The following is a 14486-nucleotide window of genomic DNA, read 5'->3' on the forward strand; positions in this document are numbered from 1 at the left end:
AAACGTCGGTATTAGCGCTAAAAAATTAAGGGGCGTATTTTATCTAAAACAAAACTGCTTGCATAGTGTTTTTACGCCTAGACGTCTAAATAAAATGAGTAATAACTTTTCGGTCTTAAAAAATATTCATAATGCCCCTTTTTTATGGGGTTTTTAATTGCACACTGCACCCACAATAAGTAAGAATGGTTGCCATAACAGCTCTTAAGATATTTAAGAGCATTAATGAACACATAAATACCCGCGCAAATACACATAAAGGTAGGAGAATTCATGCCATCTCGCAAAGAACTTGCAAATGCTATTCGCGTCTTGTCAATGGACGCAGTACAAAAGGCCAAATCTGGTCACCCTGGAGCCCCTATGGGCATGGCCGATATCGCTGAAGTATTATGGCGCGATTATCTAAATCATAATCCAACTAATCCAGAGTGGGCTGACCGTGACAGATTTATTCTTTCAAACGGCCACGGTTCAATGCTTATCTATTCTCTATTGCACCTAACTGGTTACGACTTACCACTGGACGAAATTAAAAACTTCCGTCAAATGCATTCTAAAACGCCAGGTCACCCTGAGTACGGTTATGCACCAGGAATCGAAACTACTACGGGTCCACTAGGTCAAGGGATCACAAATGCGGTAGGTATGGCGATTGCTGAAAAAGCACTTGCTGCACAATTTAACCGCGAAGGTTACGATATTGTTGATCATTTTACCTATGCATTTTTAGGCGACGGTTGCCTAATGGAAGGTATTTCTCATGAAGCGGGTTCACTTGCTGGCACATTAGGCCTAGGTAAACTTGTTGCGTTTTGGGATGACAACGGCATTTCAATCGATGGTGAAGTAGAAGGTTGGTTTACAGATGATACGCCGGCTCGCTTTAAAGCATACGGTTGGCATGTAATAAGTGGCGTTGATGGCCACGACAGCGATGCTGTTAGTGCTGCAATAGCAGAGGCTAAAAGTGTTACCGACAAACCATCACTAATTTGTTGTAAAACAGTGATTGGTTACGGTTCGCCTAATAAATCAGGTAGCCACGACTGTCACGGTGCTCCACTAGGTGATGACGAAATTAAAGCGTCTCGCGAATTTTTAGGTTGGACTGGCGATGCATTCGAAATTCCTGCTGATATTTACGCACAGTGGGATAGCAAAGAAAAAGGCCAGCAGCAAGAATCAAGCTGGGATGAAAAATTTGCAGCATACGCAAAAGCATACCCAGAGCTTGCAGTAGAATACAAGCGCCGTATTAATAACGAACTTCCGGGCGACTGGGCTGCAAAATCTCAAGAATACATTGAGCAACTACAAGCAAACCCAGCAAATCCTGCATCTCGTAAAGCGTCACAAAATGCACTAAACGCATTTGGTCCGTTATTACCAGAATTCATGGGTGGCTCAGCCGATTTAGCAGGCTCAAACTTAACAATTTGGGATGGATCTAAAGGCTTAACACACGACGATGCAAGCGGTAACTACATTTACTACGGTGTACGTGAGTTTGGTATGTCGGCCATTATGAATGGTATTGCCCTTCATAAAGGCTTTATTCCTTACGGTGCTACGTTTTTAATGTTTGTTGAATATGCAAAAAATGCGGTACGTATGGCTGCACTAATGAAGCAACCAAGCATTTTTGTATACACGCACGATTCAATCGGCCTAGGTGAAGATGGTCCAACTCACCAACCGGTAGAGCAAATTGCAAGCATGCGTTTAACGCCTAATCTATACAACTGGCGCCCGTGTGACCAAGTTGAGTCGGCAATTGCATGGCAACAAGCTATTGAACGTAAAGACGGCCCTACATCGCTAATCTTTACTCGCCAAGGCCTTGAGCAGCAATCGCGTGACGCACAGCAATTAAGCGATGTTAAAAAGGGTGGTTACATCCTTAGCTGTGACGGTAATCCGGAGCTAATTATTATTGCAACGGGTTCTGAAGTTCAGTTAGCACAAGATTCAGCAACAGAGCTACGCAGCCAAGGTAAAAAGGTACGAGTTGTATCTATGCCGTGTACAGATGCCTTTGAAGATCAATCTGCACAGTACAAAGAAAGTGTATTACCGGCATCAGTTACACGCCGCGTAGCAGTAGAAGCAGGTATTGCTGACTACTGGTACAAGTACGTAGGCCTAAACGGCGCTGTAGTAGGTATGACTACCTTTGGTGAGTCTGCCCCTGCTGGCGAGCTGTTTGAGCACTTTGGCTTTACTGTAGAAAACATTGTAAGCAAAGCAAACGCGTTGTTTTAACCGTTAGTTTTAATATTTAAAAGCCCGCCCTGTGAAAACAGAGCGGGCTTTTTTGTTGGAGCTAATATAAAACATTGCTTTTAAATGTATGCAAGCTTGGTGTTTACCCAAGAAATACACATTCAACCTTTTTCTATAAATAAAAAGCCTGCCACGTAAAAAGCGCAGCTATTAATATCTAAAAACACAGTTTTAAAACCGCAAGTGAGTAACTTTCAATGTACTTTCCTTGCAAGGCATTTTTCTATCAGGCAAGGTAGTGCGATAAAATTTATAAACAAAAATCTTAAATTAATAGCAGGAGCTAAAATGTCTCAGTTTGATAATGTAAGTGTAATTAAAAAAGCTAACGTGTATTTTGACGGAAAAGTATCGAGCCGTACGGTTGTGCTTAGCGATGGAACAACTAAAACATTAGGTTTTATGCAGCCAGGTGAATTTGTATTTGATACAAGCAAAAAAGAACTCATGGAGCTTTTAGGTGGTCAGTGGGATATTTTATTACCAGGCGAGAGTGAGTGGAAAACATTTAACGCGGGCGAATCGTTTAACGTAGATGCTAACGTAAGCTTTAAAGTAAAAGTGGTAGATTTTGCCGACTACTGTTGCTCGTACACAGATTAATAGCTAGTACTGCTAGACGTCTGAAAGCCCATGGTTAATGGGCTTTGCATAAACTTTGCACAACCCATGATTTAAATCAGCAAAACTAGTAAATAAACCTCAAATATCTCACCTTTTTCCTTGTGTTAATCTAAATAGCCCCCAATACTATTTATGAGGTAACAAATAAAAGGATACCCTATGAAAATTAATCTTTCTGGTCACCATGTTGACGTTACTGACTCTATTAGAGAGCATATCAACGAAAAGTTTTCAAAAATCGAGAGCCATTTCCCATCACTTATTGCACTCGATATTATTTTGTCTAAAGAACATCATAAGATCCAAGCAGAAATTAGCACTAATTACGAAGGTGCGCGTATATCGGTAAAAGGGGAAAACGAAGTTATGTACCCAGCTATTGCAAGCGCAGCTAAAAAACTCGATGCGGCACTAAAACATCGAAAAGGGCAAATAAAAGCAAACCTACACGAAAAGCCTGTAAGTACAACGCCTGAAATTGCACACGAAATCATCCAAGAGATGGAACTTAAGTAAAAGTTTTGTTTGTGTTATTAAAAAGAGCCTAAGGGCTCTTTTTTATTGCCTGTAAATTAGGTAAGTTATGCGCTCTTGCAGTTTATTAATTAAATAAATTAGTAAAAAGAGCGCACAACACACATATTTTGAGAAATTAATGCAGCAAACACAAGCAACATGGAAATCTCGTTTAGGTGCCCTTGGCCCAGGCATTTTAATGGCCACCGCCGCGATTGGCGGATCTCACTTAGTAGCATCAACTCAAGCAGGTGCATTATTTGGTTGGCAACTATTTTGGTTAATATTGGTTGTTAACGTATTAAAATATCCTTTTTTTCGTTTTGGTATGGAATACACTCTAGCGACTAAAAACAGTTTAGTAGAAGGTTATAAAAATAAAGGCCCTGTTTATTTTTATAGTTTTATAGGCCTAAACATACTTGCCGCCATAGTAAATACCGCAGGTGTATTACTGCTCACAGCAAGTTTACTGCATTATGCGCTGCCAATAGTGATAGAAGTAACGCTACTGTGTTGGATATTGCTCGGTGTGTGTTTAGCCATATTATTGTTAGGGCACTTTAAAGCGCTCGACAGCGTTGCCAAAGGCATAATGGGGTTATTAACACTGGCTACTGTTATTGCGCTGGTTATTGCGTTTAGTAATGGCCCAATGGCGCCAGCTGACTATGTTGGCCCGTCACCGTACGAACTTGCTATGCTCAGCTTTATGGTCGCGTTAATGGGTTGGATGCCAGCACCCATAGAAATATCAGCCCTTAGTTCGCTGTGGCTTAAAGAAAAACAAACTCAGCAAGCAGTTACTAAAAGCCAAGGTTTGTTTGATTTTAACGTAGGCTATTGGCTAACAGCCTGCTTAGCATTGGTATTTTTTAGCTTAGGTGTGCTGGTGCAATACGGGCAAAGCAGCAGTATTGAGCTTGGCGGTGTTGCCTTTGCTAAACAGCTTATTGATATGTACGCACTGACTATTGGCGAGTGGGCAAGGCCGCTTGTATCAGCCATTGCTTTTTTATGTATGTTTGGCACTACACTCACCGTGCTTGATGGCTACGCACGTACACTTAACGAGTCACATAAATTACTTGGTTTTAAGCAATCTAAACACAGTTTAAATATTTGGTTAGTACTGCAAGCCTTTGCCGGTATGGCCGTTATTTTATTTTTTAAATCGGCCCTTGGTCCAATGCTTACTTTTGCCATGACACTTGCTTTTGTAACCACTCCCGTTTTTGCATGGCTTAACTTTAGCCTTGTGCGATCAGAGCCAGCTATTAAGCACAGCGTATTACTGCGTAGCTTAACGTGGTTAGGCTTAGTGTATTTAGTTGGTTTTGCTGTTGCGTTTGTGGTGTGGAAGCTAGCAACCTAAATATAGCCACTTACTTTAGGGTTTTAATTAAAGCCCTAAAATATAAAATTTTAGGATTAAACGAGGCATAAATGGATATTAGAACAGGCGAGCTTTCAAACCCTCACGTTATAAAGCTACTACAAGCGCATCATAACGATATGCTAAAACACTCCCCCATAGAGAGCGTACATGCACTTGATGTAACTAAACTCAGCCAGCCCGACATAACCTTTTATAGCTTATGGATTGATAATAATTTAGCGGGTGTTGGCGCATTAAAAGCGCTAAATACAACGCATGGCGAAATTAAATCAATGCGCACCTCAAGTAGCTATTTACGCCAAGGCATAGCGGCTAAGTTACTCACGCATATTATTGAGCAAGCAACACTGCGAGGGTATAAAAAACTTAGCTTAGAAACCGGCACTGCAGAGGCGTTTTTACCCGCACAAAAGCTTTACACTCAATTTGGTTTTAAAGAATGCGAACCGTTTGATGATTATGAGCTAGATCCGTATAGTTTGTTTATGAGTAAAGTGCTTTAAGTTGTATGCGCTCATTATTTATAGCGAAACGAAAAGTCATGTTCAAAAGCAGATCATAAAAAGCAATTAAAAGAGTTTTTAGAGGTATGACGCAATGAGCAAACGTGATTTATTTTCAGAATTAACGACAGCACTTGTGGACGCTAAAGCGCATTCACAAGGAAAGCTAACGTTAGGTACTCATTCAGTAAATGATATTAACGATCTTGTTATCTCCCCTGATGAAATAGTAAATATTCGAGAAATATTCAGCATACATCAGCAAGAACGCTCGAAAATTGGGAATAAGGACGCAGCGCACCAAATGGGCAAGCGATAACATTGTTAAAGCTTGTGCAGCGTCAACCTGAGACGCAAAATCATATAGCGGAGTTATAGAGATTATGAATCTCATTCAAGTAAATACGACACTTAGGCAAGTTTGATTTATTATGAATCATAAAAAGAGACGCGACCCCATCATATTAAATGTTTGAAACTTGAATAGCGTAAATATTTTGATTCCAACTTTTCTGATTGTGCTGTATGGGAGGGATGAAATAAGCTTCCATTCTCACCGCTAAAAACTGAGCAAAAATATAATGAGTTTAATATATTAATCAATCTAAAAAAATTACTTTCTGTACCGTAGTTACTTTCAGGTTTTAGGGCATGCAGTATTGAATGCCTATTTAGGCTATGAGATTCATTAAATGTATTAGTATGTTGGTATAAAGATTTTTCTAAAAACCACTTTAAAGATTCAATTACTTGGATGCTTTCATCATAAGTGTCATGCAACTTTATATCTAGGAAATCTTGAGGGACATAATCACAAGAATTAAAGATATAGTGCTTAATATAGTAGCGCTGGAGCTTGATGAGATTTTCCATTAACTCTTTGGAAGAAACAGATGAAGCCTTTACGCCAAGATCCCTAATTATACCCTCTATACATGGTAATAATGAAATTACTGCAACTTTAAATAATCCTAAGTGGTAAGCTTTTAGCGACTCTCCTAATATTTCAATGTACTTAGAAATATGTTTGTTGGTTGAGTATGTGCTTGTTAAAAGTTCAGGTAACCCTAAAGTACTTTTGAAAAAATCGGCAATTATTTTTTCATTTATATTGTTATCTTGGTTTTCAGATAATGTCTTTAAAAGCATTTCTTGATCACCATTAGAGATTAAAGTTGGCAGAACCATACCAATTTTATAAAATTCATTTCTAAAAAATATCAACCCATTAAGTTTATTATTTTTAAGAGCTCTTGATTTACTAACAGGGAAAAAAGCTGTTCTTTTTCCTATAGTAACTTTATATCCTTTAATACCTAAAAACCTTCCTACTGTAATTTTTTCCAATTTAGCATGAGAGTAAATTGACTTAATTATCGAAGATGTCTTTTCAAAGTCATTTAGTGAGTTCTTCTTTAATAAATCTTTATAGAGCTTTCGAAATTTAAGATCGCAAATGGTAGGTTCTATCATGTCAAATCACTTTATTATTAACGCGGTAAGTCGGATTGTTTCTAGTAAATTCATCATTTTTGTCGGATGGCGCGGCTTTGCCACTTATCCGACCTACGTCAAAAGGTAGGTTGGTTAAGCCGAAGGCGCCACCCAACAGAGTTTCAGATAAACGCCTTGAGGGTCCGCTACTGGAACTGAACTGTCGTTAATTTACATCTAACTCAGCTCTTTTATCGCTCTACTTATCCCATCTAAACTCAGCGCATACATGCGATTGTTCATTAGCTCTTTTATAAAGCCAATTGATTGATAGTACGGCCAGTGTTCAACCGGTTGTGGGTTGAGCCAGGCGACTTTATCAAAGTGGTTGGTGATTCGTGATAACCATGCACTGCCGGGCTCTTCGTTGTAGTGTTCTACCGAGCCGCCGGGGTAGGCTATTTCGTATGGGCCCATAGTGGCGTCACCGACAAATATTACTTTGTAGTCGCTGGTGAATTTATTAATCAGCGTCATGGTGCCAATCACGTTTGAATGGCGGCGCGCGTTATCTTGCCAAACGTGCTCGTATAAACAGTTATGAAAGTAGTAAAACTCTAGGTGTTTAAATTCGCTTTGGGCGGCGCTAAATAACTCTTCGCAGGTATGAATGTAGTCATCCATTGAGCCACCAATATCAAACAGCATCAATACTTTTACTGCATTGTGGCGCTCGGGTGCCATTTTTACGTCCAGCATGCCGCCTTGTTTTGCAGTAGCGCGAATAGTTTCGTTTAAATCCAGTGTGTCGCTTGCGCCAGTGCGGGCAAACTTACGTAACTTTTTAAGGGCGAGTTTAATAGTACGCGAGCCAATTTCTCTGTCGGTGTCGAGGTTTTTGTATTCTCGTTTATCCCACACTTTTACCGCTTGGCGGTTACGGTTGCCATCTTGACCAATGCGCACGCCCTCAGGGTTATAACCATAAGCGCCAAAAGGTGATGTGCCGCCAGTGCCCACCCATTTATTGCCGCCTGCGTGGCGTTTTTGTTGCTCTTCTAAACGCTCTTTTAGGGTTTTCATAAGCTCGTCGAGCTCGCCCATAGCTTTAAGTTGGGCTTTTTCTTCATCGCTTAGGTTTTTTTCAAACTCTTTACGTAGCCAATCTTCAGGTAAGTTGTGCTGTTGCTTTAAACTCTCGAGCAGGTCTAAGTCGGCAATACCGCTAAAGTAATCGCTAAAGGCTTTGTCGAATCGATCAAAGTGGGTTTCGTCTTTTACCATTATGGTGCGTGCTAAATGGTAAAAGGCGTCTACGTCGGCAAATATAACGCCTTTTTTTAAGGCGTTAATTAAATCGAGTAATTCGCGCAGGCTTACCGGTAAACGGTATTTACGTAGCGTGAAAAAAAACTGTACTAACATGTTAGCGACGGCTCATAAAGGCTAGTTTTTCGATTAGGCTTATATCTTGCTCGTTTTTAAGTAAGGCGCCAAACATTGGCATTAATCCGCCTTTTTGCGCTTTGTCGTGCAGTGTTTTAGCGTCTATGTCTTCTGCCATTAAAAGCTTTAACCAATCGAGTAATTCGCTGGTGGAGGGCTTCTTTTTAAGGCTATTGGCTTCACGTAAGTTAAAAAATACTTCTAGCGCTTGGCGTACTAAATCTTGCTTAACATTGGGGTAGTGTACGTCAATAATTTGCTGCATTTCGTCACTACTAGGAAAATCGATATAGTGAAAAAAGCAGCGACGTAAAAATGCGTCCGGCAATTCCTTTTCATTATTGGATGTGATGATCACAATAGGGCGCTCTTTGGCTACAATGCGCTCACCTGTTTCGTAAACATGAAACTCCATTTTATCAAGCTCAAGCAGTAAATCGTTTGGGAACTCGATATCGGCTTTATCTATTTCATCAATTAAAAGTACAGGGCGTTTACCGTTAAGCTCGGCATAGTTAAATGCTTGCCACAATTTACCTTTAACAATGTAGTTGCCAATATTGTGGACGCGTTCGTCACCTAATTGGCTGTCGCGTAGGCGCGATACGGCATCGTATTCGTACAAACCTTGCTGCGCTTTGGTAGTCGATTTAATGTGCCATTGAATAAGCTCGGTATCTAAACTTTTTGCAAGCTCCTCAGCCAACATGGTTTTACCCGTGCCGGGTTCACCTTTAATTAATAATGGTTTTTCGAGCATAATGGCGGCATTTACAGCCTGTTTTAGCGAGCTGCTTGCGATGTAATTGTCGGTAGAGTTAAATTGCACGGTGCACCCTTGTCTGGTCTGAGCAGTAAGTTATTTAGTTATAATGCCATAGTTAATCTATAGGTCCAAGGTAAGCAAAACGAGGTATGGTTTCGCCGCCTTTTTCGACGGTTTCTAAAAACATACTTAGTGGGCGCGCCCAAATACCATACTCACCATACAAGGCTTGATAAATAACAAGTTGCTCCTCGGTTTCGCTATGGGTGGCAACCTGAATAACTTTGTATTGTGGACCTTTGTAGTGTTGGTATAAACCCGGTTTTAGTGCTGTAGTCATTTGCTGTTCTCTTGTATAATGTGGCTTGCTTTTATTATGCCAAACAATATACCAAATACTATGAATTATATTCTGCTAGATGATTACAAAAAGGCGTGGGTTTTTCGCCATAAAGATATTCCCGTTTCAGACGAGGACGCAGCGCGAATAAAACCAATGAGTGAAGAGCGTGCCGCGGTGCTTTGGGCAACGATGGTTAGCCGCGAACATGACCACCCAGATTTTTTTGATAAAACAGATTGGTGTGGTAAAGAAGAGAGCTTTAGCGAAGAAGTAAACTGGGAAGACGCGTGGGAAAATTCAGACGAGCATTTACCACAGTCCATTTTAGAACACCTAGATTGGCAAGCTAATACCACCGTTTATTTTTGTATGGCGCGAAATAATATTATTGAAACAACCTTTGATGTATTTAAACGCAATTGGCAAAACTTTATGTTTTTAGCTGATGGCAGTTTGTTATTAGGTAAAAAGCGTAATACGGTTGTGCAGTTTTTAGAGTCGGGTAATGCAAAATTAGGTGAAAAGCCAAGCGCTTAAATTAATAAGGGCGCTTAAAAAGTATTCGGTACTGTGCTATAAAACAACTACCTATTTGTTTTTGAGTACAGCTATTGGTCGCGAAAAATCAGTCACTTGGTGCTCAGCAGCAAGTTGAAATTTGGCAAACTGATGCACAAAAAGTGCTATATGCTCAGTTGTGTAATGCGTTTTACCAGCGAGAGGTTCAGCGTTTAGTCGCCGAGCCCGACGCAGATAAACTTCGTAGGCAATTAAAAAGTTTACCTTATTATATTGAACGAGCGGCTACTTTGGTTGCCAATAGCAAAACGCCTTTTGAGCTTGATTCGCAAAATGGCTCGTGGCTTGAAAAACAAAAGCCTACACCGCCAGAAGTGAACACTGAAGCAAATGAACTTTTTTATAAATCGTATGCCAAAGTGGGGCTTGTAGTACCTGTATTATTGCATTGCTACGACCAAGTACGTTTTAGAATAGACAGTATTGATGAGCTTCAAGGCAATAAATTACATTGTAACGAGTTAGGCTGGTTTAGCTTTTTAGGCGAGAGCCTTGAAGATCAAAATGCGCAATTAATTAAACCGAGTAAAATAAGTTTAACAGCAGCATGTTGTGGCCACCAATGGCAGTTTTCAAAGCGCAGTATTCCGCGTGTTTTATCGCTTAGAGAAATGCTACTGGCAGGGAATATTAACTGGCGTAATATTAAACGCCCACTTGCTTGAACTGCGAGTAATTAAAAAATAAGGAGTGTTAATGCGTTTTTTTCAGATTGGCTTATTGTGCTTAGCACTGTTTGTGCAATATAGATTATGGTTTGGCCATAATGGCGTACAAGACTACACACGATTAAAGTCGGCGGTAGCATCGCACCAGCAAACAAACGAAAAACTAATTAAACGTAATAAAGTACTTACCGCCGATATAGAAGATTTAAAACTTGGCCAAGAAGGTATTGAAGAGCGTGCACGTAACGAATTAGGAATGATCAAACCGGACGAAACATTTATTCGTGTTTTACCGGGCAAACAACATGACAACTAAAAATTCAATTGCTGCTATTGTACCGGCAGCAGGCGTTGGCAGCAGAATGCAGCACAATGCGCCTAAGCAATATATAAAGTTAGCTGGTAAAACCATTTTAGAGCATACCTTAGCTAAACTATCTCAACTCCCTCAATTAAGCCGTATTGTTGTGGCGATTAGCGACACTGACCCTTACTTTGATGAGCTTCCGCAAATAGATTCGCGCGTAATACGTGCAAGTGGTGGTAAAGAGCGTGCCGACTCTGTGCTTAATAGTTTATTTTTTTTAGAAGCCAACCCACCACAGTGGGTGTTAGTGCATGATGCCGCGCGGCCACTTGTAAATATTGACGATATAAATACGCTTATTAATGAATGTATAAAAGCAAATGAAGGCGGTATTTTAGCCAGTAAAGTAAAAGACACCATAAAGCGTGGGCATACGTACAGCGAGCAAACAGTACCCCGGGACGATTTATGGCAAGCGCTTACTCCGCAGCTTTTTAAGTACGATGAGCTTAAAAGCGCTTTACAAAATGCTCTGGTAAATGGGGTAACAATTACCGATGAAGCAAGCGCCATAGAGTGGGCAAATAAGCCGGTTAAATTAATTACAGGGCGCAGCGACAATATTAAAATAACCACGCCAGAAGATTTAGATTTGGCGGGGTTTTTATTAAACAAACAACAAAACGAGAGTGCAGTATGATTCGAATTGGCCATGGTTTTGACGTACATAAATTTGGCGGCGTAGGCCCGTTAACTATTTGTGGTGAAAAAATTGATTACCCACAAGGCTTTTTAGCACACTCAGATGGTGATGTAGCTATTCATGCATTATGCGACGCTATTTTAGGTGCGCTCGCTATGGGCGATATTGGCAAGCACTTCCCTGATACAGCCAGCGAGTATGAAAATATCGACAGTCGTATTTTACTTCGCCACGTTGTAGGCCTTGCTAAAGAGCAAGGTTATGTATTGGGTAACGGTGATGTCACTATTGTGGCGCAAGCACCAAAAATGCTGCCACACATTCAAGCTATGCGTGCTAATTTAGCCAGCGATTTAAACTGCGATCTTAGCCAGATAAATGTTAAAGCTACTACAACCGAAAAACTGGGCTTTGAAGGGCGTAAAGAAGGTATTTCTAGTCATGCAGTTGTTATTATGAGTAAAGCGCTTACGAGTACAACAAACGCATGAGCGACTTAAATTATTTATACGGTGCACCACTCTCTAAAGCGGACTTTAAAACCACGGCTGAAGATTTTATGGTGGATGAAGATTTAGGTATTGAGTTTACTGGCAGCGGTGAGCATGTTTGCTTACAAGTGGTTAAAAAAGGCGAAAACACACAATATGTTGCTAAAATTATCGCTCAAAAAGCAGGTGTATCTCCACGTGATGTAAGTTACGCGGGCATGAAAGATCGCCACGGTGTATGTAGCCAATGGTTTAGCGTAAAAGTGCCTATTAAAAAGCATATTGATTTTAGTGAGCTTAACAGCGAGAGCATTTTTGTAGTTTCGCAGCTGCGCCACGAGCGAAAACTACGAACGGGTTGTCATAAGGGCAATAAATTTACTATTACGCTTCGTAATGTTACACAGCCGCTTGATATATTGTGCCGTATAAATGCGGTGCGTTCAGGTGTGCCAAACTACTTTGGTGAGCAGCGCTTTGGGCACGGCGGCCATAACTTAGTAATGGCCGAAAAAATGTTTGCTGGGGAGCGTATTCGCGATAAAAAGCTACGCGGTATTATCATTTCTGCAGCGCGCTCGTACGTATTTAACCAAATAGTAAGCTTGCGTGTAAACGAACATGGCTTAGCCAAAACCATGCACCGCGAAGTATTTATGCTAAGCGGCAGTAATGCGTTTTTTGAAGATGCAATAAGTGATGAGAACATAGCTCGCTTAGCTTCTGGCGATATTATGATGTCGGCACCTATGGTAGGTAAAAGCGAAAAAGGCTTAACCGATCAAGAAAAAACATGGCTCAAACCATACCAAGCATGGTGCGATGGCTTAGGTGAGCTTGGTCTTAAAAATGAACGCAGAATGCTAAGGCTTATACCACAAGACTTATCTGTTGAAACACTTGATGGAACTACGTTAAAACTAAGTTTTGGTTTACCTAAAGGGTGTTTTGCAACCGCATTATTACGTGAGCTGGTGGATTATACCGATGCTAGCCCTCGCGAGCGAAAAGAAAAGGACAGCAATAATGAAGATACTTCTAAGTAATGACGATGGTGTAAATGCCAAAGGCATTGCAGTTTTATATCAAGCACTCATGCAAATAGCAGAGGTAACACTGGTTGCCCCTGATAGAAACTGTAGTGGAGCAAGTAATTCATTAACATTAATGAACCCTTTACGTGCCACCACGCTCGAAAATGGCTTTATATCAGTTAATGGCACACCCACTGACTGTGTTCACTTAGGTGTTAACCAACTTGTTGATGAAAAACCCGATTTAGTTGTTGCGGGTATTAACCATGGTGCTAATTTAGGCGATGATACGCTTTATTCTGGTACCGTTGCAGCTGCTACAGAGGGTCGTCATTTAGGCTTGCCTGCTATTGCTGTATCGCTTTGCTCGCACAAAGGTGAGTATTTTGAAACGGCAGCCGCTGTAACCGTAAATATAATAAAAGGTTTGGCATCGCATCCGCTTCCTAAAGATCAAATTATAAATATTAATGTGCCCGATATTCCGTTAAATGAATTAAAAGGTGTACAAGTAACGCGTTTAGGTGCGCGCCATAAAGCCGAAACCATGACCAAGCAAACCGACCCGTGGGGTCGTGATATTTTTTGGTATGGATCATTAGGTACTGAAAGCGATGCAGGTGAAGGTACTGATTTTTATGCAATAAATAATGGCTTTGCATCTGTAACGCCACTAAGTGTTGATATGACTGCAAAAGATAGCTTAAAAGCAGTAGGAGACTGGTTAGCTGATTTGGAGATAAATAGTGCTAGCTAATTACTCACGAAGCGCCAAAGCGCTTGCTGAGCTTTTAAAGCGTGAAGGGGTAGAGGATACACAAGTCCTTAGTGCTATTGCAGATATACCGCGCCATGTATTTATAGATGATGTACTAAAGCACAAAGCTTACGAAAACACAGCGCTGCCTATTGGACAAGGACAAACGATTTCGCAGCCTTATATTGTTGCCCGTATGACAGAGTTACTTCGCCTTGCAGGTGTGCGCGATAAAGTACTTGAGATTGGCACAGGCTCTGGTTATCAAACCGCTGTACTGGCTAAATCGTTTACTAAAGTATATTCGGTTGAACGCATTAAAGCGCTTCAATGGCAAGCTAAACGCCGTTTGCATCAACTCGATTTATATAATGTAGCAATGAAACATGGCGATGGCTGGCAGGGTTGGCAGTCACAAGCCCCTTTTGATGGCATAATTGTTACCGCAGCCGCGTCTAAAGTTCCACAAGATTTACTCGCTCAACTATCTGATGGTGGTGTGTTACTCGCCCCTATAGGAGAGCAAGAGCAAAAGTTAACCATGGTTATTCGCAATGGCGATAACTACACAGAGCATGTTATTGCCCCCGTAAGGTTTGTACCGCTCATACCTGGCGATATTGAATAGGA

The 14486-nt window shown here is 40.8% G+C and carries 17 protein-coding genes and 1 pseudogene; 14 read left to right on the top strand and 4 right to left on the bottom strand.

All coding sequences use genetic code 11. The features are described from left to right. Positions 1–273 precede the first annotated feature (273 nt). The 6 genes and pseudogenes from tkt to ATS74_RS01680 all read left to right on the top strand — a co-directional run bounded on the left by tkt (position 274) and on the right by ATS74_RS01680 (position 5706). Positions 274–2265 (top strand): transketolase, encoded by a 1992-nt coding sequence (gene tkt, locus ATS74_RS01655; protein WP_058547200.1) that lies wholly within the window; start codon positions 274–276, stop codon positions 2263–2265. A 309-nt stretch (positions 2266–2574) separates the two neighbouring features. Then, complete coding sequence (gene ppnP / locus ATS74_RS01660) at positions 2575–2889, top strand: pyrimidine/purine nucleoside phosphorylase (RefSeq protein ID WP_058547201.1); 315 nt, start codon at positions 2575–2577, stop codon at positions 2887–2889. A 180-nt stretch (positions 2890–3069) separates the two neighbouring features. Further along, the gene (gene hpf, locus ATS74_RS01665) at positions 3070–3426 is read left to right on the top strand and encodes a ribosome hibernation-promoting factor, HPF/YfiA family (RefSeq protein ID WP_058547202.1); all 357 of its coding nucleotides are present in this window, start codon (positions 3070–3072) and stop codon (positions 3424–3426) included. A 139-nt stretch (positions 3427–3565) separates the two neighbouring features. Beyond that, positions 3566–4801 carry an NRAMP family divalent metal transporter gene (locus tag ATS74_RS01670; protein ID WP_058547203.1) on the top strand — a complete coding sequence of 412 codons (1236 nt, stop codon included), beginning with the start codon at positions 3566–3568 and terminating at the stop codon, positions 4799–4801. A 71-nt stretch (positions 4802–4872) separates the two neighbouring features. Further along, positions 4873–5328 (top strand): GNAT family N-acetyltransferase, encoded by a 456-nt coding sequence (locus ATS74_RS01675; RefSeq protein WP_058547204.1) that lies wholly within the window; start codon positions 4873–4875, stop codon positions 5326–5328. Positions 5329–5422: 94 nt separating this feature from the next. Then, positions 5423–5706, top strand: a pseudogene (locus ATS74_RS01680) (helix-turn-helix domain-containing protein). A gap of 81 nt (positions 5707–5787) precedes the next feature. On the opposite strand, the gene ATS74_RS01685 reads toward ATS74_RS01680, so the two are convergent. From ATS74_RS01685 to ATS74_RS01700, 4 genes are all read right to left on the bottom strand, one after another. Next, a complete protein-coding gene (locus tag ATS74_RS01685; RefSeq protein ID WP_058547205.1) occupies positions 5788–6801 on the bottom strand; it encodes a hypothetical protein in 1014 nt (337 codons plus the stop codon). Positions 6802–6999: 198 nt separating this feature from the next. Further along, positions 7000–8187 carry a vWA domain-containing protein gene (locus tag ATS74_RS01690; protein WP_058547206.1) on the bottom strand — a complete coding sequence of 396 codons (1188 nt, stop codon included), beginning with the start codon at positions 8185–8187 and terminating at the stop codon, positions 7000–7002. Between the two features lies 1 nt (position 8188). Further along, positions 8189–9037, bottom strand: a complete 849-nt coding sequence (locus ATS74_RS01695; protein WP_058547207.1) for an AAA family ATPase — start codon at positions 9035–9037, stop codon at positions 8189–8191. A 52-nt stretch (positions 9038–9089) separates the two neighbouring features. After that, a complete protein-coding gene (locus tag ATS74_RS01700) occupies positions 9090–9314 on the bottom strand; it encodes a DUF1653 domain-containing protein (RefSeq protein ID WP_058547208.1) in 225 nt (74 codons plus the stop codon). 60 nt (positions 9315–9374) lie between these two features. On the opposite strand from ATS74_RS01700, the gene ATS74_RS01705 reads away from it, so the two are divergent. From ATS74_RS01705 to ATS74_RS01740, 8 genes are all read left to right on the top strand, one after another. Next, a complete protein-coding gene (locus tag ATS74_RS01705; RefSeq protein WP_058547520.1) occupies positions 9375–9854 on the top strand; it encodes a DUF2947 domain-containing protein in 480 nt (159 codons plus the stop codon). A 74-nt stretch (positions 9855–9928) separates the two neighbouring features. Next, a complete protein-coding gene (locus tag ATS74_RS01710; RefSeq protein ID WP_058547209.1) occupies positions 9929–10561 on the top strand; it encodes a hypothetical protein in 633 nt (210 codons plus the stop codon). A 31-nt stretch (positions 10562–10592) separates the two neighbouring features. Continuing rightward, entirely contained in the window at positions 10593–10880 is a 288-nt protein-coding gene (gene ftsB / locus ATS74_RS01715; RefSeq protein ID WP_058547210.1) for a cell division protein FtsB, read from the top strand. Then, a complete protein-coding gene (gene ispD, locus ATS74_RS01720) occupies positions 10870–11571 on the top strand; it encodes a 2-C-methyl-D-erythritol 4-phosphate cytidylyltransferase (protein WP_058547211.1) in 702 nt (233 codons plus the stop codon). Before ftsB ends, ispD begins: the two co-directional genes overlap by 11 nt. Continuing rightward, entirely contained in the window at positions 11568–12065 is a 498-nt protein-coding gene (gene ispF / locus ATS74_RS01725; protein WP_058547212.1) for a 2-C-methyl-D-erythritol 2,4-cyclodiphosphate synthase, read from the top strand. Before ispD ends, ispF begins: the two co-directional genes overlap by 4 nt. Beyond that, positions 12062–13111 carry a tRNA pseudouridine(13) synthase TruD gene (gene truD / locus ATS74_RS01730; RefSeq protein ID WP_058547213.1) on the top strand — a complete coding sequence of 350 codons (1050 nt, stop codon included), beginning with the start codon at positions 12062–12064 and terminating at the stop codon, positions 13109–13111. The genes ispF and truD overlap by 4 nt, the downstream gene beginning before the upstream one ends. Next, the gene (gene surE / locus ATS74_RS01735) at positions 13092–13856 is read left to right on the top strand and encodes a 5'/3'-nucleotidase SurE (RefSeq protein ID WP_058547214.1); all 765 of its coding nucleotides are present in this window, start codon (positions 13092–13094) and stop codon (positions 13854–13856) included. The genes truD and surE overlap by 20 nt, the downstream gene beginning before the upstream one ends. Continuing rightward, positions 13846–14484, top strand: a complete 639-nt coding sequence (locus ATS74_RS01740) for a protein-L-isoaspartate(D-aspartate) O-methyltransferase (RefSeq protein ID WP_058547215.1) — start codon at positions 13846–13848, stop codon at positions 14482–14484. Before surE ends, ATS74_RS01740 begins: the two co-directional genes overlap by 11 nt. Positions 14485–14486: the final 2 nt, after the last annotated feature.

Origin of the sequence: Pseudoalteromonas sp. H103, from assembly GCF_001469205.1 — a bacterium.
GTDB lineage: Bacteria > Pseudomonadota > Gammaproteobacteria > Enterobacterales > Alteromonadaceae > Pseudoalteromonas > Pseudoalteromonas carrageenovora.